The organism is Streptomyces sp. SID4985, from assembly GCF_009863025.1.
Lineage (GTDB): Bacteria > Actinomycetota > Actinomycetes > Streptomycetales > Streptomycetaceae > Streptomyces.
In genome coordinates this window covers 51,653-71,427 of the sequence record NZ_WWIR01000680.1, presented here as the reverse complement: position 1 = coordinate 71,427, position 19,775 = coordinate 51,653, and the positions used below count along the sequence as shown (strand labels likewise).

Sequence of the window (19,775 nt, the reverse complement as noted above, 5' to 3'; positions counted from 1 at the left end):
GCGAACAGCGGCGTCGCGAACATCAGCAGCATCACGGTGCCGTGCATCGTGAACGCCTGGTTGAACTGCTCGTTGGAGATGATCTGCAACCCCGGCCGGGCCAGCTCGGCGCGCATCAGCAGCGCCAGTACGCCGCCGATGAGGAAGAAGGCGAACGACGTCAAGAGATACAGCGTGCCGATCGTCTTGTGGTCGGTGGTCGTCAGCCACTTCACCACGACACTGCCGGGCTCGCTGCGCCGGACCAGCAGCTCGTTCTCGGACGAGTCCTCCGCTGCCGGCTCGGGGCGGTCGATGGTAGTCACGGGTTGCGCTTCTCCTGGTGTTCGCGGTCCGGCCGCCCCATGGCGTAGGTGACCGCAATCCTGGTGGCTCGGGGCGGAGAAGGGCGCTCCCGGGCGGTCGACATGCCGCCGTACGGGTGGTTGCCGCACACGAGTGGAGCAGTGGTCGGAAAAGCGCATCGCGTGGCTCGTGAAGGGGAATGCGCGTCGCGCGGCCGGCTAATGGGCCCGATCGCACCGCGCGCGCCGCGATCGGGAAAGCGCCCCCCCCGCGCGGGCTCAGCTCTGCCGGGCGTTCACCGGATCGTGCGCGACCTCGTCGGGACACTCGCGCCGATCCCGGGACGCGCGCCGGTCCCGCCGCCAGTCGAAGGTCGCGAGCGCCAGGGACGCCGCCATGCCGACGAGGGCGGCGGCCAGGGCCGTGGTGAGCGCGGAGCGGTAGTCGCCGTGGCCGCCGAGAGCGACGTAGAACAGGCCCGGCAGCGCCGCCGTACCCACCGCCGCGCCGAGGCGCTGGCCGGTCTGGAGGGCGCCGCCCGCCGCGCCCGCCATGTGGACGGGCACCTCGCGCAGGGTCATGGTGATGTTCGGGGACACCACGAACCCGCTGCCCACACCGCCCAGGAACAGCAGCGGAGCGGCGAGCCACGGGGCGCCGCCGAGCGGGGCGAGGCGGAGCAGGAGCGCGGTGCCGCCGAGGCCCGCGAGCACCGCCGTCAGACCGCACACCGTGAGCACGCGGCCGAAGCGCTCCACCAGCCGCCCGGCCAGCACGGCGGCCATCGCGGAGCCGAGCGCGAACGGGGTCACCGCGAGCCCGGACATCAGCGGCGAGAAGCCGAGACCGTGCTGGTAGAAGAGCGCGAACACCAGCCAGACACCGCTGAAGCCGATGAAGTACAGGGTGCCGACGCCCGCGCCCACGGCGTAGCCGCGCACGGTGGTGAACAGGCGCGGGTCCAGCAGCGGCTGGGTGTCACGGGCGACGAGCCGCCGCTGCCAGGCCGCGAAGAGGACGAGGAGCGCCGCGCCCGCCGGGAACAGCCACCACAGGCGCCCGATGCCACCGGAGTCCGCCTGGACCATCGGGAACATGACCGCGAGCACGCCGAGACCGAGGAGCAGCACCCCGGGGACGTCCACGTGCCCCCGCCCGCCGCGCCGGGTGCGGGGGAGGAGCCGTCGGCCCAGCAGGACGGCGAGGATGCCGATGGGCACGTTGACGTAGAAGATCCACCGCCAGCCCTGGTCGCCGGAGGCCAGGGCGAGGATCGCGCCGCCGGTCAGGGGCCCCACGGCGGAGGAGATGCCGACCGTCGCGCCGAAGAAGCCGAAGGCCCGGCCGCGCTCGGCGCCCCGGAACAGCTGCTGGATGAGCGCGGAGTTCTGCGGCGCCATGAAGCCCGCCGCGAGACCCTGGGCGAGACGCGCCACCACCAGGAGCGTGATGTCGGGGGCCGCTCCGCAGGCCGCGCTGAAGAGCACGAAGCCGCTGAGCGCGAGCAGGAAGATACGGCGCCGGTCCAGGGCGTCGCCGAGCCGCCCCGCGGTGACCAGGGCGAGCGCGAAGGTGAGGGCGTATCCGGAGACCACCCACTGCACCTGGGCGGGTGAGGCGTGCAGATCCCGCTGGATGGTGGGCAGCGCGACCGCCACGATCGTCACGTCCAGCAGGCTCATGAACCCGGCCACCAACGTGACCGACAGGGCCCGCCACCTGCGCGGGTCGGGCTCGTAACCGGCCTCCCCGGTCTCCGGCCTCCTCATGTACGGCTCCTCATATACGGATCGTCACCTGCCTCTTCCACCGGTGGCTCCAGCGCACGACCAGCCCCACCAGACCGGTCAGGGTGATCGCCCAGACGACCACGAACGCGCCGGTCAGCAGCAGGTTCCGGAACACCACGTCCAGGGCGAGCAGACAGACGGAGACGAAGGCGAGCGCCGACACCCACAGGGCGAGCCGCCGCCCCCGGAGGTGCCGGATCAGGAAGGGCTCCCTGCCCAGGGTCTTGTCCATCTCGGCCAATGCCCGCAATTCCCGCTCGGACAGATAGACGACATCCATGGGAAACACCCTCTCGGGCGGAGGAAATACTCCGTTTCAAGTATCCGGCGGACATCAGGTGAAACGCGGGGACGGCGGAAACGAATTCCGCCGTCTCCGCAGGCCGGAGGATCAGTCCTCGCCCCTGACGATGTTCCACTCCGTACCGGTCCGGGGCGCGGAGTCCTTCGGGACGACCGCGGCCACACAGGTACGCACCCGCTGGCCGCGCAGCCGACGGGCCCTCGCCCAGCCGGTCTCGACGACGCGGACGGACGCCCACTCCCTCGTGTCCCCGGTGCTGTCCTCGGTGTCCTCGGTGTCCTTGGTCATGGCGGTGTCGCTGGTCACGGCCTTCATCTTCCTTCCGGGTCCCCGCAGGGCTTCCCTGGCCGAGTCACCGGTGCGGCACGGGGCAAACATGGCCCCCGTCGGCCAGGAGCGGAGCGGGACACGTCAGGGAGCGCCCTCCCGTGCGCCATGGCCGCCGTCCGGCTCCGCCCCGAAGCCGAACCTGCGCAGCACGATGTCGTGCGCCAGCTCGCTGACCGTCCGGCCCTCGGCGAACGCGGCCGCCCGGATATGGTCCAGCGCCTGCTCCGGGGACAGATCGAGCTGGACCATGACCATGCCGACCGCCTGCTGCACCTCGCCGTGGTCGGCCTCCGAGGCCCGCGTCCACGGCGCCACCCCTTCCTCGGCGGACGATTCGGCCGCTTCGTCGCCGGGCTGGATGTTCGTGACGGCAAAGGTGACGGCGTCCCGGGTCCACAGGGCGATCCGCAGGTCGGACCCGGACAGTCCGCCGGGGCGGTCGCGGTACAGGTCGAGGGTGCCGACGGTGGTGCCGTCGACGTCCAGCGGCAGCGAGAACACGGCCTCCACGCCCAGACGCACGGCCTCGGCGGCGAACACGGGCCAGCGGTGCGCGTCCGGTCCCCGCGTGAGGTCCCCGGCCAGCACCACCGCCGCGCTGTCCAGCGCGCTCCGGCAGGGGCCGTCGCCCAGCGTGTACTGCGTCTCCGCGAGCCGCGCCGCCGTACGGTCGCTGGCGCACCAGGTGGCCCGTACGCTCGGTCCGCCCGCGATGGAGACGGAGGCGCCGTCGACGGGCAGCAGCCCCACGCAGGCGCGGCACAGGGACTCGGGCATCTGACCGGGGTCGATCCGGGTCAGGTCAGCAGTCATGATCCACCACCTCCGACCGTGTCCCGGAAGGCCGGTGCCGTCCGGGACGGGTCCGCGTCCACCCGCCCGGTTCTCCAGGTGAGCCGGGGCGAAACGTGTCCGCGTGCGACAGGGGTGCTCAGGAGCCGTCACCGTCCGCAGTCGGCGGCGAGTGGCGCGGTGTCCATGCCCGCCCGTTCACCGAGCCCGTCCAGGAAGTCCTGGATCGCCTCCAGGGCCGTACGCGTCGGCCGCCAGCCCAACTCCTCATGCGCGCGGGCGCAGTTCATCAACGGCAGCCGTAGCACCGCGTCGAAGAGGTCGGGTGAGGCGGGCACCAGCCGCAGCCACCAGGCCGCCGCGAGCGCGGCCCGCAGCGGAGGCAGCGGCACCCGTACCGGCTTCGCCTCCAGGAGCTTGCCCAACTCGTCGGCGTTCAGGACCGGTTCGGCGGCGAGGTTGAACGCGCCACGCACCGGGAGGGTGACGGCCCGCGCGAACGCGTCGGCCGCGTCGTCGGTGTGCAGCGCCTGGAACACCAGACCCGGCAGATCCGGCACCGCCGGGACGAACTGCGGCCGTATCAGCTGGGGTGGGATCAGCGATCCCGCGAAGATCCTGCGCTGTTCGGCGGCGGACTCCCGCTTGAACATGAAGCCGGGGCGCATCCGCACGACCCGGATCTCCGGGTGCGCCTGCTCGTAGGCGTCCAGGCAGCGCTCCAGGTACGCCTTCTCGCGGCAGTACGCCGCCTGCGGCCAGCCGTCGGTCGGCCAAGACTCGTCCACCGTACGGTCCTTGGGGCCCGGCGAGTACGCGCCCACGGACGAGGCGTGGATCAGTGCGGGCACCCCGGCCCCGGCCACGGCCTCGAACACCCGCCTGCTGCCTAGCACGTTGGTCCGCCAGGTCGTCAACGGATCATGCGTGGGCTGGAACTTCCAGGCCAGGTGGATCACGGCGTCCGCGCCCGTGAAGTGGGGGAGGAGGTCGTCGCCGCCGGGCTCGACGTCGACGGCCGCCCAAGTCGTCTTCTGCGGCTGCCAGTCGGGTGTCCGGCGGGCCAGCCCGAGGACCGACCCCACCTCCGGGCGCTCGCTCAACGTCCGTACCACGCTGGTGCCGACGTTGCCGGTCGCCCCGACGACCACGACCCGCAGGCCGCCCGTGCCGCCCGGCTCCGTGTGCGCCATGACAACCACCTCCCGACATATATGCGCGTTTCACCTGCTTTCCGGCCTGCCGGGTACCCGTGCACGCAGGCCGTCACGCACCCCATGGCTGCCGACGACCGGCGCCGGGTGAGCCCCCGGCCGCCGGGTACTCGGCACGACGACGAGCCCGGCACACACCCTGGAGGCGACCATGCGTGCTCTCACCTGGCAGGGCAGGAGGGACGTACAGATCCGGACCGTCCCCGACCCCCGGTTGCAGGACCCCACCGACGTGATCGTCCGGGTGACCTCGACCGGGATCTGCGGCTCGGACCTGCATCTGTACGAGATCCTCGGGCCGTTCCTCGACGAGGGCGACATCCTCGGCCACGAGCCCATGGGCCTGGTGGAGGAGACCGGTCCCGAGGTCACCTCGCTCGCCCCCGGCGACCGGGTCGTGGTCCCCTTCAACGTCTCCTGCGGCACCTGCCACATGTGCCGCCAGGGCCTGCACTCCCAGTGCGAGACCACCCAGGTCCGCGACCGGGGCATGGGCGCCTCGCTGTTCGGCTACACCAAGCTCTACGGCCAGGTGCCCGGCGGCCAGGCCCAGTACCTGCGGGTGCCCTTCGGCGACGAACTCCCGGTCAAGGTCCCCGACGGCCCGCCCGACGCGCGCTTCCTCTACCTGTCCGACGTACTGCCCACCGCCTGGCAGGCCGTCGAGTACGCGGACATCCCGCCCGGCGGCTCGGTGGCCGTCTTCGGCCTCGGCCCCATCGGCGACATGGCCTGCCGTGTCGCCCAGGAGCGGGGAGCGGGCCAGGTCATCGGCGTCGACCTCGTACCGGAACGGCTGGAGCGCGCCAGGGCCCGCGGGGCCACCGTGTTCGACATCGGCACGTACGGCGACTCGCTGCCCGACGCGATCCGCGACCTCACCGACGGACGCGGCCCCGACGCCGTCATCGACGCGGTCGGCATGGAGGCGCACGGCGCCCCCGTCGCCAAGGCCGCCCAGTGGGCGACCGGACTGCTGCCCGACGCGCTCGCCCAGAAGCTCATGGAACACGCGGGCGTCGACCGCCTCGGCGCGCTGCACGCCGCGATCGACACCGTCCGCCGGGGCGGCACCCTCTCCGTCTCCGGGGTGTACGGCGGCATGGCCGACCCGATGCCGATGCTCACGCTGTTCGACAAGCAGATCCAGCTGCGCATGGGCCAGGCCAACGTGCACCGCTGGGTGGACGACATCCTGCCCCTGCTCACCGACGAGGACCCGCTCGGCGTCGACACCTTCGCCACCCAGATCATGTCGCTGGAGGACGGTCCGCAGGCGTACGACATGTTCCAGACGAAGAGCGACGGCATGGTCAAGACGATCCTGGAGCCGTGGTGAGCGGCGGCACGGTCAACACGGCGACCCGATCAGGATTCGGCCGCCCCCGCCTGGGAACTCGGCGCCCATGATCCAGACCATTCTGCGTGGCGGCGTCGCGGGCGCCGCCGGAACGACCGTGCTGAACGCCGTCACCTACGCCGACATGGCGCTGCGGGGCAGGCCCGCCAGCGAGGCCCCGTCCGAGGTCGTGGACAAGGCCGCCCACGACGTGGGCCACCCCGTCCCCGGCGCGGGCGAGACCCTGGCGAACCGCCTGACCGGCATCGCCGCGCTCTCCGGCATCGGCGTCGGCTGCGCCACCGGTGTGGTCGTCTCCCTGCTGCGCGGCGCCGGAATCCGGATGCCCTGGTGGCTCGGCGGCATCGTCACCGGCGCCCTCGCCATGGCCGGCGCCGACCTGCCGATGGCCCGGCTCGGCGTGAGCGACCCGAGGACCTGGTCCGCCGTGGACTGGACCTCGGACGTGGTCCCGCACCTGGTCTACGGCACCGTCACCTACGGCATCCTGACGGCGTCGGAGTGCCACCGCTGCCACGGGTAGCCCCCTCCCGGCCCCCGGAGCCGCCGCACACGGTCGTCACGGACTGTCCCGACCGGCGGGTCCGGGCGCGGGCCGGAAGCGGCGCCGTCGTACGATGCTGTCGATGTCCGGCACCCGTCAGCGCACCCCAGCCCCGCCCCCGTGGCGTCTGCTCGTGCTGCTGGTGCTGGGCGGGCTGCTGGCCATGCACGGTCTGGCACCCGGCGGCGGACTCGGGTCCGTGCAGCGGGCGAGCGCCCCGCACATGGCGGTCGTGCTCAGTGCCCCGTGCGACTGCGGGGCGGAGCACGACCACGGCCACGACGGAAGCGGGCACGCGCACCATGCCGACGCCACCTGCGCGTCGGGCGCCGTACCCGGCGGTCCCGAACTGGCGCTCCCCGCTTCCCCGGACGTCATCGCCCCCGTGACCGGCGCCCTCTCACCCGCCCGACCCGCGTCGGCGCCGGACGGGGCCCGCGCCCCGCCCTCCCTGGCGGAACTCCAACTCCTGCGGATCTAGAGGCACTCGCGCGACCGTACGCGGTCGCGTTCAGCGGTGTGCCCTCAACAACCTTCCGGACCACAGGAGTTCCAGCATGACCACCCGTCACACCTTCCGCACGGCCGCGCTCGGCGCGGTCACCCTCTCCGCCGCGCTCCTCCTCGGCGCCTGCGGCGGCGACCGCACCGACACCGGAGCCCACTCCGCGCACGGCGCCACCGCCACCGCGGCGGCGCACAACGCCCAGGACGTCGCCTTCGCGCAGGGCATGATCCCGCACCACCAGCAGGCCCTGGAGATGGCCCGGCTCGCCACCGGCCGGACCGATTCCGCGCAGGTCAAGGACCTCGCCGCGCGCATCGAGAAGGCGCAGGACCCGGAGATCCGCACCATGAGCGGCTGGCTGAAGTCCTGGGGCGAGCAGGCGCCCATGGCCGGCATGGACCACTCGGCCCACACGGGCATGAGCGGAATGATGGGCGCTGACGACATGGCGGACCTGGAGAAGAAGAAGGGCGCCGCCTTCGACTCCGCCTTCCTCTCCCTGATGATCCGCCACCACCAGGGCGCCGTGCAGATGGCCACCACGGAGAAGGACAAGGGCCGCTACGCCCCCGCCACGAAGCTGGCCGGTGCGGTCATCGACGGCCAGAGCGCCGAGATCGCGGAGATGAAGAAGCTGCTCGACGGCGAAAAGTAGCGCCGGGTACGCCGGTGGGCCGGACGCACCCGCGCCCGGCCCACCGGCTCCGTACTCAGCCCGCCTGCCCCAGCACCTTCGCCAGGGTGTCCAGCGCCCCGCGCAGCTCCTCCGCCGTGATGGTCAGCGGCGGCGCCAGCCGGATCGTCGAGCCGTGGGTGTCCTTGACGAGGATGCCCTCGCGCATCAGCCGCTCGCTGATCTCGCGCCCGGTGCCGAGCGCCGGGTCCACGTCCACGCCCGCCCAGAGGCCCCGCGCCCGGAACCCGGTCACGCCGTGGCCGAGCAGCGCGGTGAGCCCTTCGTGCAGGACGAGGCCCAGCTCGGCGGCCCGGCTCTGGAACTCGCCGGTCTCCAGGAGTTCGACCACCGCCGTGCCGACGGCCGCCGCCAGCGGGTTGCCGCCGAAGGTGGAGCCGTGCTCGCCCGGGTGCAGCACCTCCATGACCTCGCGCCGCGCGACGACCGCCGACACCGGCACGATCCCGCCGCCGAGCGCCTTGCCGAGCAGCAGCACGTCCGGCACCACGTTCTCGTGCTCGACGGCGAGGGTGCGCCCGGTGCGGCCGAGCCCGGACTGGATCTCGTCCGCGACGAACAGGCACCCCTTGCGCCGGGTCAGCTCGCGCACCCCGGTCAGGTAGCCCTCGTCCGGGATGATGACCCCGGCCTCGCCCTGGATGGGCTCGATCAGCACCGCGGCCGTGTTCTCGTCGACCGCCTCCTCCAGCGCCGCGAGGTCGTTGTACGGCACGACCTTGAAGCCGGGCGTGAAGGGGCCGAAGCCCGCACGCGCCGTCTCGTCCGTGGAGAAGCTGACGATGGTGGTCGTACGCCCGTGGAAGTTGTCCGCGGCGACGACGATGTCGGCCTGGCCGTCGGGGACGCCCTTCACGTCGTACGCCCACTTGCGGGCCAGCTTGATGCCGCTCTCCACCGCCTCCGCGCCGGTGTTCATCGGCAGCACCATGTCGAGCCCGGTGAGGGCCGCGAGGCGTTCCGCGAACTCGGCGAGCCGGTCGTTGTGGAAGGCGCGGGAGGTCAGGGTGAGGCGGTCCAGCTGGTCGTGGGCGGCCTGGATCAGCGCGGGGTGGCGGTGGCCGAAGTTGAGGGCCGAGTAGCCCGCCAGCATGTCGAGGTAGCGGTGGCCCTCGACGTCCTCCACCCAGGCGCCCTCGGCCCGCGCCACGACGACGGGCAGCGGGTGGTAGTTGTGCGCGAGGACCGGCTCCTCCGCCCGGATGAGGTCGTCGGACGTGCGCGGGTGCGCGGGTGCGGTCATGAGCGGATCTCCTGGGTGCAGCACTTGATGCCGCCGCCCGCCTTGTGCAGCTCGGACAGGTCGACGGGAACGGGGGTGTATCCATGGTCGTCCAGACGCGCGGCGAGTGCCTCGGCCTGGGGGGCGATGAAGACGTGACGGCCGTCGGACACCGAGTTCAGACCGAAGGCCAGCGCGTCGTCCCGGGTGGCGAGCACGGCGTCCGGGTACAGCCGCCGCAGCACCTCCTGGCTGCCCGTGGAGAAGGCCTCCGGGTAGTAGACGATGTTGTCGTCGTCCAGCACGAACAGGGCCGTGTCCAGGTGGTAGAAGTACGGGTCCACCAGGGTCAGCGCGATCACCGGGTGCCCGAAGAACTCCTGGGCCTCGCGGTGGGCCTCGCGGGAGGTGCGGAAGCCGGTGCCGGCCAGCACGTACCGGCCGGTCCACACCAGGTCGCCCTCGCCCTCGGTCACCGACAGCGGGCGGTAGACGTCGTAGCCCGCCGTCTTGAACCACGCGTCGTAGTGCTCGGACTCCGGGCGCCGCTCCACCGAGTGGAACAGCGAGCCGAAGACACGGCCGCCGACCACGAACGCCGAGTTGGCGGCGAACACCATGTCGGGCAGGCCGGGGACCGGGTCGATCTCCTCCACGGTGTGTCCGTGGTCGCGGTAGACGCTGATCAGCGTGCGCCACTGGGTCCGCGCCAGATCCACGTCCACGGGGGCGTCGGGACGCATCCAGGGGTTGATGGCGTACCGCACTTCGAAGTGTCTGGGTTCGCAGACCAGGAAGCGCCGGGGGCGCCGCACACGGGTTTCGGCCACAGAGGGTTTCCTCCGCTTTCCGGTGTGTCACTCGGGGATGTCACCACGGTAAGAACACCCGCCGACGGCGGACAAGAAACAAAAGCTGCGTGTCCGCGCAGTATCGCTGCGTCTCCACCAGGGAGAACGCACGACACCTGCGTCCGTTCGAGGTTTACCGGACGATCACTCCGGTGCGGCCTGGGTGGCGCCCGCTTCCGGACTGTCCGGGAGAAGGTGGGACAGGACCATGACACTGATCGTCTTCCGGATGAAGGGCTCGGCGCGAATGCGCTCCAGGACGTCCTCGAAGTGCTCCACGTCCCGCGCCCGCACATGCAGCAGCGCGTCCGCGCCGCCGGTCACCGTCATGGCCGCCGCGATCTCCGGATGCCCCCGCACGACCTCGGCCAGCCGCCTGGGCGGCGCCGCCCCCTCGCAGTAGACCTCCACATACGCCTCGGTGCGCCAGCCCAGCGCCGAGGGCTGCACGGTGGCCGTGAACCCGGTGATCACACCGCTCTCCCGCAGCCGGTCCACCCGCCGCTTCACCGCCGTGGCCGACAGCCCGACCATCGCCCCGATCTCGGCGAAACTGCTCCGCGCGTTCGCCATCAGCGCGGTGATGATCTTCCGGTCGAGGTCGTCGAAGGACGTGGCCCTGCTGTTCATGCGGGCACTGTAATCAGCCTGGCCAGAGGGCGCCCTACGACTTGGTGAGGACCAGGGCCAGCGTCAGCAGCACCAGGACGATCCAGCCGAACCAGAGCCAGCCGTTGCCGCCCAGGACGACCGTGTACGCGGTGACGACGACGAGGCCGCCGACCGTCAGGGCACCCATCACTCTCGTGGAGCCGTTGGGCCGGGTGGAACCGTTCGTGGAACCGGGCATCGCGGCACCCTCCTCGTGGTGGTCCACCCCCATGGTGCCCCGCATCCGCCGTCCGTGGCACGACTCGGGGCCGGCCGCGTTCTCCGCGACCGGCCCCGTACGACTCGTTGTCCCCGGCAGTGTCAGCCCTGGCGCCCGCTCAGCGAGGCCAGATAGGCGTTGTACGCCTCCAGCTCCTTGTCACCGTCCCGGTCCGCCGCGCGGTCCTTGCGGCGGGCCTGCCGCTGTTCGGAGCCGTACCACTGGAAGAGCAGGGCGATCAGCACCAGCACCGAGGGGACCTCGCTGAAGCCCCAGGCGATGCCGCCCGCCGCGCCCTGGTCGCTCAGCGCGTCGATGCCGAGAGAGGCCGCCGGGTGCTGGAAGGTCTTCACCATCGGCTCGGACGCCATCATCAACGCGATGCCGAAGAACGCGTGGAACGGCATCCCCGCGAACAGCTCCAGCATCCGCATCAGATAGCCGGGGCGGTGCGGGCCCGGGTCCACGCCGATGATCGGCCAGAAGAACACCACGCCCACCATGAGGAAGTGCACCATCATCGCGATGTGCCCGAGTTGCGAGCCCATCAGGAAGTCGAACAGCGGGGTGAAGTAGAGCGCGTACAGGCTCGCGATGAACATCGGGATCGTGAACGCCGGATGCGTGATCACCCGCATGTACCGGCTGTGCAGCAGCGCGAGGAGCAGCTCGCGCGGTCCCCTGCGCCCCTTGCCCGCCGTCGGCAGCGCGCGCAGCGCCAGCGTCATCGGGGCGCCGAGCAGGAGCAGGATCGGCGACAGCATGCTGATGATCATGTGCTGCACCATGTGCACGCTGAACATGACCATGCCGTAGTCGTTCAACTTGGTGCACATCGTCAGGCCGATGGTCAGCACACCCACCGCGAACGACACCGTCCGCGCCGTCGACCACTGGTCCCCGCGCCGCCGCAGCCGCACCACGCTCCAGCCGTACAGCCCGAGCCCGGCCAGACAGGCGATCAGGAAGAACGGGTCCGCCGACCACTCCAGCCCCCGTCCCAGCGTGAACGGCGGCAGATCCGGCATCATGCCGTGCCCGCTGTGGTCCATCCGGCGGCTCCTGGTTCGTGGGGGTTGTGCGGATTCTGTCCGCACTCAGGGTACGGGCGCCGCCGTGACCGCCCGTGAGCGGGGTCGCCCGTACCCTGAGGCCCCTCAGACCACGCACTCCGCCTCGGCGTACCGCTCCGCCGGGACCGTCTTCAGGCTGCTCACCGCCTCCGCGAGCGGCACCGTCACGATCTCGGTGCCGCGCAGCGCGGTCATCATCCCGAACTCCCCGCGGTGCACCGCCTCCACCGCGTGCCAGCCGAACCGGGTCGCCAGCACCCGGTCGTACGCCGTCGGGGTACCCCCGCGCTGGACGTGCCCGAGGATCACCGGGCGGGCCTCCTTGCCGAGCCGCCGCTCCAGTTCCACCGCGAGCTGCCGGGCGACCCCGGCGAAGCGCCGGTGGCCGTACACGTCCGTGCCGCCCTCGTCGAACTCCATGGAGCCCGCGCGCGGCTCGGCGCCCTCGGCCGCCACCACGATGGCGGACCGCTTGCCCGCCGCGAACCGCGCGCCGACCCGCTGCGCCAACTCCTCGACGTCGAAGGGCCGTTCCGGGACGAGGACGGCGTGGGCGCCCGCCGCCATGCCCGAGTGCAGCGCTATCCAGCCGGTGTGGCGCCCCATGACCTCCACGATGAGCACCCGCTGATGGGACTCGGCGGTCGTCTTCAGCCGGTCGAGCGCGTCGGTGGCGACACCGACCGCCGTGTCGAAGCCGAAGGTGACGTCCGTCGCGGCGATGTCGTTGTCGATGGTCTTCGGCACGCCCACGATGGGCAGACCGCTGTCGGAGAGCAGCCGGGCCGCCTTGAGCGTGCCCTCGCCGCCGATCGGGATGATCGCGTCCAGGCCCAGTTCCTCGACATGGCCCCGCACCCGCTCCACCCCGCCGCGCAGCCGCTCCGGGCGCACCCGGGACGAACCGAGGACGGTGCCGCCGAGCGCCAGGATGCCGCTCACGGCGTCGAGGTCGAGCTTCGTGTAGTCGCACTCCAGGAGGCCCTTCCAGCCGTCCCGGAAGCCGAGCACCTCGTCGCCGTGGTCGACGAGGGCGCGGTGTACGACGGACCGGATGACGGCGTTCAGACCGGGGCAGTCGCCACCGGAGGTGAGGACACCAATGCGCATAGCCCGAGATACCTTCTCGACGAGTACCGGGAGGCCGGACCACGTTGTCCGGCGGCTTTCCCGGTCAGAGTACGGCGCGATCGGCCACCGTCCCACCGGGCGTCCGCCTGATGGACGCGCCCGCACAGGTGAGCGGACACACAGTCAGGCGGGCCCGTGACACCGTCACAGGCCCGCCTGGAATGTACTGCTTTGACCCTTTTAGGGGTTCGCCCTTGCGCGGGTCGGGGGTTCGCCCCTACGCGGGCTGCTTCGCCGCCGCGATCCGCTCCTCGCGCAGCGCCTCGTACCACCGGTCGTCGATGGGCGGCAGCGCGTTCACGTCCAGCGCCAGCTTCAGCAGCAGGTCCGCGATCTGCGGGTTACGGGCCAGCACGGGCCCGTGCATGTACGTACCGAACACGGTCCCGTTGTACGCGCCCTCCGTGCCGTCCCCGGTGCCGTTGCCCCGGCCCAGGCGGACCTGGGCGAAGGCGCGGGCGGTCGGGCCCAGATGGGTGACGCCCTGGTGGTTCTCGAAGCCGGTCAGCGGGGGCAGACCGAGCTGAGGGTCGATGTCGCCGAGCACGTCGCCGACACACCGCTCGCCCTCGCCGCGCACCGAGACCACGTCGAGCAGACCGAGGCCCGGCTCGCGCTGGCCGAGGTCGTTGATGAACTCGTGGCCCAGGATCTGGTAGCCCGCGCAGACGGAGAACACGATCGCGCCGTTCTCCACCGCCCGCTGGAGGTGACCGTCGCGGCGCAGCCGCTCGGCCGCCAGCCGCTGGGGCCGGTCCTCGCCGCCACCGATCAGGTAGATGTCTCCCGAGGTCGGGATCGGCTGGTCGCTGCGCACGTCCAGCCGGGCCACGTCCAGGCCGCGCTGCCGCGCCCGGCGCTCCACGACGAGCGCGTTGCCCTGGTCGCCGTAGGTGCTCAGCAGGTCGGGATAGATCCACACCAGCCGCAGTTGGTTGTCGCTCATGAGGTGATCGCCCTTCCTGATCAGTTGCCGACCCGGCGGCGCAGGTCCTGGAACGCGGTGTAGTTCGCGATGACCTCGATACGGCCCGGCGGCGCGAGCTGCACGGCCTGGTCGAGGTTCTCGCACACCTGGAAGTCCTGGTTCGCGACCTCCAGGCGGACGGCGAGGTCCAGCTTGCGGTCACCGATCACGAAGATCGGGTGGCCGGTCAGCCGTGTGTAGTCCACGTCCCACAGCCACGAGGTGTCGGTGCCGTCCGCGCCGCGCGCGTTCACGGACAGGATCACCGGGGTCGGCGGCGGGTCGATCAGGGAGAAGGTCTCCAGCCAGCCGGCCGGGTTCTTCGCCAGCAGCAGCCGCAGATCGCGGTTCTGGAACTGGACCACGTCGTAGCGTCCGGCGACCGCCTGCACCTGGTACATCCGCTCCAGGGCCACCTGCGGGGGCACCCCGAAGACGGCGGCGACGGCCGCGGAGCTGGCCGCGTTCGCCTTGTTGGCGCGGCCCGGCAGCTGGAGGTGGATCGGCCAGGCCGAGCCGTGCGGGTCGAGCACGTGGTCGCCGGAGAGCGCCCAGCTCGGGGTCGGACGGCGGAAGCCGCACTCGCCGCAGAACCAGTCGTCGCCGGGGCGCTGCATGACGCCACCGCACGACGGGCAGGACCAGGCGTCGTCCTTCCACATCTGTCCGGCCGCGACCCAGACCACGTTGGGGGAGGACGAGGCCGCCCACACCACCAGCGGGTCGTCGCAGTTGGCGACGATCACGGCCTTGGAGTCCGACAGACCCTCGCGCCAGTTCTCGGCGAGCATCCGGGTCTCGGCCGCGCGGTCCAGCTGGTCGCGCGAGAGGTTCAGCAGCGCGATGCACTTCGGGCTGGTGTCCCGCGCCACACCGGCCAGGTACTTCTCGTCCACCTCTATGACGCCGAACTTGGCGTCCGAGCCGCCCGCGAGGGCGGAGGTGATACCGGCCGGCATGTTGGCGCCGAGCGCGTTGGACACGACCGGTCCGGCGGCGCGCAGCGCCTCCGCGATGAGCCGGGTCGTGGTGGTCTTGCCGTTGGTCGCCGACACCAGGACGACGTCCAGGTGCGTGGCGAGCCGGGCCAGCAGGTCGGGGTCGAGCCGCAGGGCGACCTTCCCGCCGATCACCGACCCGCTGCCGCGTCCGGCGGCGCGTGATGCCGCCGCGACCGCCTTGCCCGCGGTCACGGCCAGCTTGGCCCGCGGCGAGAGCGGGTCCGAGTTGCCTGCCATCAGTCCTCGATCCTCCTTGCGTACGCGCCGCGCCTCAGGCCATCCGGCAACGTGGTGGGGGCCTCAGCCTATCGAGAACCGTTCGCACACCCGAATCCCGGCCCACACCGCGCGGTGGTCATGGGCCGAACGAACCGTACCCTTGCCGCCATGCGACAACGCTCCATCCCGGGCGCCCGAGGGCGCGTCAGGCCCCTTTCCCTCCTCGGCGACCCCGTGCTGCACGCCCCCTGCGCGGAGGTCACCGACTTTGGTCCGGAACTCGCACAGCTCGTCGCGGACTTGTTCGCGACCATGTACGCGGCCGAGGGAGTCGGCCTCGCCGCCAACCAGATCGGCGTCCCTTCGCGGGTGTTCGTGTACGACTGTCCCGACGACGAGGAGGTCCGCCACCTCGGCCACGTGGTGAACCCGCGCCTGGTGACGGCGGACGGCATCGAGCTGCGCGGACCCGAGGGCTGCCTCTCCCTGCCCGGCCTGGAGGCGGGCACGGAACGGTACGACCACGCGGTGGTCGAGGGCTTCACGATGGACGGCGAACCGGTGACCGTGCACGGCACGGGCTTCTTCGCCCGCTGCCTCCAGCACGAGTGCGACCACCTGGACGGCACGGTCTACGCGGACCGGGTCACCGGCTGGCGAAAGCGGCGGCTCGACCGGCAGGTGAAGCGGGCCGACTGGAGCCGCTGAGGGCCTGCGGACGCGCCGGAGGCCCGGGTCGGCTCAGAAGCCCGGGCCGCCGACCCGGTCCCCGGCGGCCGCGAGGCGGCCCCACAGCAAGTCCGCGAGGGAACGCACCAGTTCGGTGCGCGAGCAGGGCCGCTCGCCGAGCCACCAGTCGCCGGCCGCGTGCATCATGCCGACGATCCCGTGCCCCCACACCCGGGCCAGCTGCTCGCTGCCCGGACCGAGGTCCACCCGCTCCTCGATGACCTGGGCCAGCTCCTCGCCCATCCGCCGCAGCAGCGGCACGCTGTGCTTGCCCACGTCGAAGCCCGGGTCGCCGGACGGGGTGCCCTCGGCGGGGTGCATCAGGAAGCGGTAGACCTGCGGCCGGGCCTCGATGGCGGCGAGGTAGGTGTCGAGAGTGTTCTCCACCCGCTCGCGCCGGTCCGAGGGCGCGTCCAGGGCCGCCCGCAGCGAGGCGAGCAGGGCGTCGGTGTGCCGTTTGGCGAGCGCGGCGTAGAGGCCGCCCTTGTCGCCGAAGTGGCGGTAGAGGATCGGCTTGGTGATGCCCGCCTCCGCGGCGATGGCGTTCATCGACGCCTGCGGGCCGTCGCGCAGCACCACCCGGTCGGCGGCCTCCAGCAACTCGCGCCGTCGGCGGTCGGCGGACCGCTGCTGATCGGTCCGCTGCGTGGTGTCCATGTGCTCTCCCCACCTGTGCTGATTCGGTGACGCCTGCGCAAAGTAACACTGAAAGGCCCCCTGACATCGAACGGGATACCGAGAGGCCATACGGAGTTGACTTCCTCTACCGGTCGGTAACAGACTCTGGTTACCGCTAGTAACAGTAGTACGCGCCGCCGCTGGAGGGGACATGGCCGAGTTCACCATGGAGCTCAACGACGAACAGAAGGAGGTCCGGGACTGGCTGCACGGTTTCGCCGCCGACGTCATCCGCCCCGCGGCCGCCGAATGGGATGAGCGTGAGGAGACTCCCTGGCCGGTCATCCAGGAGGCCGCCAAGGTCGGCATCTACTCCCTCGACTTCTACGCCCAGCAGTACTTCGACCCCACCGGCCTCGGCATACCCATGGCCATGGAGGAGCTGTTCTGGGGTGACGCGGGCATCGCCCTCTCCATCGTCGGCACCGGCCTCGCCGCCGTCGGCGTCCTCGCCAACGGCACCGAGGAACAGATCGGCACCTGGATCCCCCAGATGTACGGCGACGCCAGTGACGTGAAGGTCGCCGCCTTCTGCTCCTCCGAGCCCGACGCGGGCTCCGACGTCGCCTCGATGCGGACCCGTGCCGTATACGACGAGGCCAAGGACGAGTGGGTGCTGAACGGCACCAAGACCTGGGCCACCAACGGCGGCATCGCCAACGTCCACGTCGTCGTCGCGGTGGTCGACCCGGACCTCGGCTCCAAGGGCCACGCCTCCTTCATCGTCCCGCCCGGCACGGCGGGGCTGTCCCAGGGGCAGAAGTTCAAGAAGCACGGGATTCGTGCCTCGCATACGGCCGAGGTCGTGCTCGACAATGTCCGTGTTCCCGGGTCCTGCCTGCTCGGGGGCAAGGAGAAGCTGGACGAGCGGCTGGCTCGGGCGCGGGAGCGGGCCCGTAGCGGGGGCGAGCGCGTGAAGAACGCGGCGATGGCCACGTTCGAGGCGTCTCGACCTGCCGTCGGGGCCATGGCTGTCGGTACGGCTCGGGCTGCCTACGAGGTGGCTCTCGATTACGCCGTCACTCGGGAGCAGTTCGGGCGGGCCATCGTGGACAACCAGGGGGTTGCGTTCCAGTTGGCCGACATGCGGACTTCCATCGACGCGGCTCGGTTGCTCGTGTGGCGGGCTTCCTGGATGGCCGTCAATGGGAAGCCGTTCACTGCGGCGGAGGGGTCCATGTCGAAGTTGTTCGCCTCCGAGACGGCCAAGAAGGTCACTGGGCAGGCGATTCAGATTCTTGGGGGGAATGGGTACACCCGGGAGTATCCCGTTGAGCGGATGCATCGGGATGCGGCGATCTACACGATCTTTGAGGGGACGAGCGAGATTCAGCGGCTCGTTATTGCGCGGACGCTCGCGGGGGTGCCGATTCGGTAGCGCCGTGGGGGCGCGGGTGCGTTGCGGAGTGCCGGTCGTCTGTGGCTTGTCGCGCAGTTCCCCGCGCCCCTTTGAGGTTGGTCAACTCACCGGTGTTTCAAGGGTGTGAGTTGGGTTATGTCGTAGCGCCTTCTCAGCGCTTCTATCGCCTCGTGATCCGGCGGACCTCCGCTGTCCAGGATCTCCAGGAGTTCCTCGAAATAGCGTTCGTGGTCCGGTGGGGGAGAGGCCTGGAAGAACATCTTCGCCGGGGTGTCCGTGGGGTTGGCGAAGGCGTGGGGGCAGCCGGGGGGTACGACGATGAGGGTGCCCGGGGTGGCTCGTACCACTCTCGTGCCCGAAGTCGACTCCCATTTCTGCCAGTTGTCGGGGGTGCGGACGCGCGGCTCGAAGGCGAGGACGTCCAGTTCGCCGTCCAGGACGTAGAACAACTCCTCGCTGCGCGTGTGGACATGGGCGCCGACGTCGAACCCGGGCGGGACCTCCACCTCGAAGGTGGAGGCCGTCCGCGAGTGGGTGCCGGTGACCTTGAACGTGACCCGCTGGGCGGCCGTTTCCACGACCCGGCCCTGGCCCGGCGGCACCAGCAGTCCCTCGGTGGTCATGGGGCGCTCACCAGGTCACCGGAAGCGCCTCGGGACCCCGGATCAACGCACCCTTGCGGAAGGGCACTTGGTCCGGCGGCACCGCGAGCCTGAGGCCGGGCACCTGGTCGAGGAGCGTGTCCACCAGGAGTTCGGACTCCAGCCGGGCCAGCATTCCGCCGGGGCAGTAGTGCGGGCCGAAGCCGAAGGCCACGTGCGGATTGGGGCTGCGCTCGAAGTCGATCGTCTCCGGGTCCGGGAAGACCTCCGGGTCGCGGTTGGCGGCCAGGTAGGAGACGTAGATCGCGTCGCCCGCCCGCACGCGCACACCCCTGATGTCCACGTCCTCCAGGGCGATCCGGGACAGGCCGACGGCGTTGCGGTGCGGGATGTAGCGCAGCAGCTCGTCGATGGCCTTCGGGCGGATCGCCGGGTCCCGGCGCAGCCGGTCCGCCAACTCCGGCCGGGTCAGCAGCAGATAGAACATCTGCCCGCTGTTGTTGGTGACCGCCTCGCCGCCGATCTGGAGCAGTACGGCGAGCCCGACGGCCTCCTCCAGGGTGACCTCGGCCCGGCCCACGGCCGTGCCCAGCAGCGAGGTCACGTCCTCGCCGGTGCTGCCCTCGCGCAGGGCGATCAGGTCGGAGAAGTAGGCGCCCATCTCGCGCTTGGCCTGCTCGCTGACCTCCTTGCCGTGCGCCGAGGACAGGATGAGCTGGGTCCACTCGTGCATCGAGTGCCGGTCGGCGGCCGGGACGCCCATCAGCTCGCAGATGACCCCGATGGGGAAGGGGCTCAGCACCGACCGGGTGAGGTCGGCGGGCGGGCCGTCCTGTAGGAGTTCGTCGACCAGCTCCTCCAGCATGTGCCGGGACTTCTCCCGGACCCGCTCCACGCCCTTCGCGGTGAACGCGGCGGCGACCGAGCGGCGCAGCCGGGTGTGGTCGGGCGGGTCCAGGAAGCCGACCGCTCCCCGGTCCGGGATGAAGTGCGGGGCGAGCCGGGTGACCGGCTTGTCCATGACCGCCTCCCGGCCGAACCGGGGGTCGTTGGTCACCAGGCGCACATCGTCGTGCCGGGTGACCAGCCACGCCCAGCCCTCGCCGTTGGGCAGTTGGATGCGGGTGACCGGGCCCTCGCGCATCAACTCGGTGAGCACCGGGTCGAAGTCCGTCCCGGCCAGGTCGAGCGCGGGCCACTGCCGGACGGGAGGCTGGGTCTCGGTGAGTGTCTCCTCGGACATGGCGCCT

General features: G+C 71.4%; 23 protein-coding genes. 6 read left to right on the top strand and 17 right to left on the bottom strand.

Annotated features, from left to right (window positions below):
• The 6 genes from GTW40_RS29830 to GTW40_RS29805 form a co-directional block, all read right to left on the bottom strand.
• On the bottom strand, positions 1-305 hold a 305-nt coding region (locus GTW40_RS29830; RefSeq protein ID WP_343245823.1), incomplete at its 3' end, for a cbb3-type cytochrome c oxidase subunit I.
• Between the two features lie 258 nt (positions 306-563).
• The gene (locus GTW40_RS29825; protein ID WP_161183240.1) at positions 564-2,054 is read right to left on the bottom strand and encodes an MFS transporter; all 1,491 of its coding nucleotides are present in this window, start codon (positions 2,052-2,054) and stop codon (positions 564-566) included.
• Positions 2,055-2,064: 10 nt separating this feature from the next.
• The gene (locus GTW40_RS29820) at positions 2,065-2,355 is read right to left on the bottom strand and encodes a hypothetical protein (protein ID WP_161183239.1); all 291 of its coding nucleotides are present in this window, start codon (positions 2,353-2,355) and stop codon (positions 2,065-2,067) included.
• A 111-nt stretch (positions 2,356-2,466) separates the two neighbouring features.
• Entirely contained in the window at positions 2,467-2,694 is a 228-nt protein-coding gene (locus GTW40_RS29815) for a hypothetical protein (RefSeq protein WP_343245822.1), read from the bottom strand.
• Between the two features lie 96 nt (positions 2,695-2,790).
• Positions 2,791-3,522, bottom strand: a complete 732-nt coding sequence (locus tag GTW40_RS29810) for a GAF and ANTAR domain-containing protein (protein ID WP_161183238.1) — start codon at positions 3,520-3,522, stop codon at positions 2,791-2,793.
• Positions 3,523-3,650: 128 nt separating this feature from the next.
• A complete protein-coding gene (locus GTW40_RS29805) occupies positions 3,651-4,694 on the bottom strand; it encodes an NAD-dependent epimerase/dehydratase family protein (RefSeq protein ID WP_161183237.1) in 1,044 nt (347 codons plus the stop codon).
• A gap of 172 nt (positions 4,695-4,866) precedes the next feature.
• Between GTW40_RS29805 and GTW40_RS29800 the strand changes: the two genes are divergently transcribed.
• From GTW40_RS29800 to GTW40_RS29785, 4 genes are all read left to right on the top strand, one after another.
• On the top strand, positions 4,867-6,054 hold the full coding sequence (locus GTW40_RS29800; RefSeq protein WP_161183236.1) for a zinc-dependent alcohol dehydrogenase: 1,188 nt from the start codon (positions 4,867-4,869) through the stop codon (positions 6,052-6,054).
• Positions 6,055-6,121: 67 nt separating this feature from the next.
• Positions 6,122-6,598, top strand: a complete 477-nt coding sequence (locus GTW40_RS29795; RefSeq protein WP_161183235.1) for a hypothetical protein — start codon at positions 6,122-6,124, stop codon at positions 6,596-6,598.
• A gap of 103 nt (positions 6,599-6,701) precedes the next feature.
• The gene (locus tag GTW40_RS29790) at positions 6,702-7,100 is read left to right on the top strand and encodes a DUF6153 family protein (protein WP_202486586.1); all 399 of its coding nucleotides are present in this window, start codon (positions 6,702-6,704) and stop codon (positions 7,098-7,100) included.
• Positions 7,101-7,176: 76 nt separating this feature from the next.
• On the top strand, positions 7,177-7,782 hold the full coding sequence (locus tag GTW40_RS29785; protein WP_161183234.1) for a DUF305 domain-containing protein: 606 nt from the start codon (positions 7,177-7,179) through the stop codon (positions 7,780-7,782).
• A 55-nt stretch (positions 7,783-7,837) separates the two neighbouring features.
• On the opposite strand, the gene rocD is transcribed toward GTW40_RS29785, so the two are convergent.
• The 8 genes from rocD to GTW40_RS29745 form a co-directional block, all read right to left on the bottom strand.
• A complete protein-coding gene (gene rocD, locus GTW40_RS29780; RefSeq protein ID WP_161183233.1) occupies positions 7,838-9,064 on the bottom strand; it encodes an ornithine--oxo-acid transaminase in 1,227 nt (408 codons plus the stop codon).
• Positions 9,061-9,873: a dimethylargininase gene (ddaH, locus tag GTW40_RS29775; protein ID WP_161183232.1), complete on the bottom strand. Its 813-nt coding sequence runs from the start codon at positions 9,871-9,873 to the stop codon at positions 9,061-9,063. The genes rocD and ddaH overlap by 4 nt, the downstream gene beginning before the upstream one ends.
• A gap of 165 nt (positions 9,874-10,038) precedes the next feature.
• Positions 10,039-10,524 carry an Lrp/AsnC family transcriptional regulator gene (locus tag GTW40_RS29770; RefSeq protein WP_161183231.1) on the bottom strand — a complete coding sequence of 162 codons (486 nt, stop codon included), beginning with the start codon at positions 10,522-10,524 and terminating at the stop codon, positions 10,039-10,041.
• A 34-nt stretch (positions 10,525-10,558) separates the two neighbouring features.
• Entirely contained in the window at positions 10,559-10,744 is a 186-nt protein-coding gene (locus GTW40_RS29765) for a hypothetical protein (RefSeq protein WP_161183248.1), read from the bottom strand.
• A gap of 122 nt (positions 10,745-10,866) precedes the next feature.
• Positions 10,867-11,817 carry a cytochrome c oxidase assembly protein gene (locus GTW40_RS29760; RefSeq protein ID WP_161183230.1) on the bottom strand — a complete coding sequence of 317 codons (951 nt, stop codon included), beginning with the start codon at positions 11,815-11,817 and terminating at the stop codon, positions 10,867-10,869.
• Positions 11,818-11,922: 105 nt separating this feature from the next.
• Positions 11,923-12,948, bottom strand: coding sequence for a 6-phosphofructokinase (locus GTW40_RS29755; RefSeq protein WP_161183229.1), 1,026 nt, complete (start codon positions 12,946-12,948; stop codon positions 11,923-11,925).
• Positions 12,949-13,186: 238 nt separating this feature from the next.
• Positions 13,187-13,915, bottom strand: coding sequence for a glutamine amidotransferase (locus GTW40_RS29750; protein WP_161183228.1), 729 nt, complete (start codon positions 13,913-13,915; stop codon positions 13,187-13,189).
• A 20-nt stretch (positions 13,916-13,935) separates the two neighbouring features.
• On the bottom strand, positions 13,936-15,174 hold the full coding sequence (locus GTW40_RS29745) for a MurT ligase domain-containing protein (protein ID WP_161183227.1): 1,239 nt from the start codon (positions 15,172-15,174) through the stop codon (positions 13,936-13,938).
• A gap of 150 nt (positions 15,175-15,324) precedes the next feature.
• On the opposite strand from GTW40_RS29745, the gene def reads away from it, so the two are divergent.
• Positions 15,325-15,864 (top strand): peptide deformylase, encoded by a 540-nt coding sequence (gene def / locus GTW40_RS29740; protein WP_202486585.1) that lies wholly within the window; start codon positions 15,325-15,327, stop codon positions 15,862-15,864.
• A 33-nt stretch (positions 15,865-15,897) separates the two neighbouring features.
• Here def and GTW40_RS29735 read toward each other — a convergent pair whose 3' ends face one another.
• Positions 15,898-16,542, bottom strand: a complete 645-nt coding sequence (locus tag GTW40_RS29735; protein ID WP_161183225.1) for a TetR family transcriptional regulator — start codon at positions 16,540-16,542, stop codon at positions 15,898-15,900.
• A gap of 172 nt (positions 16,543-16,714) precedes the next feature.
• Between GTW40_RS29735 and GTW40_RS29730 the strand changes: the two genes are divergently transcribed.
• Positions 16,715-17,941, top strand: coding sequence for an acyl-CoA dehydrogenase family protein (locus GTW40_RS29730; RefSeq protein ID WP_161183224.1), 1,227 nt, complete (start codon positions 16,715-16,717; stop codon positions 17,939-17,941).
• 86 nt (positions 17,942-18,027) lie between these two features.
• Here GTW40_RS29730 and GTW40_RS29725 read toward each other — a convergent pair whose 3' ends face one another.
• Positions 18,028-18,546, bottom strand: a complete 519-nt coding sequence (locus GTW40_RS29725) for a cupin domain-containing protein (protein ID WP_161183223.1) — start codon at positions 18,544-18,546, stop codon at positions 18,028-18,030.
• A 7-nt stretch (positions 18,547-18,553) separates the two neighbouring features.
• Positions 18,554-19,768 carry a cytochrome P450 gene (locus GTW40_RS29720; RefSeq protein WP_161183222.1) on the bottom strand — a complete coding sequence of 405 codons (1,215 nt, stop codon included), beginning with the start codon at positions 19,766-19,768 and terminating at the stop codon, positions 18,554-18,556.
• Positions 19,769-19,775: the final 7 nt, after the last annotated feature.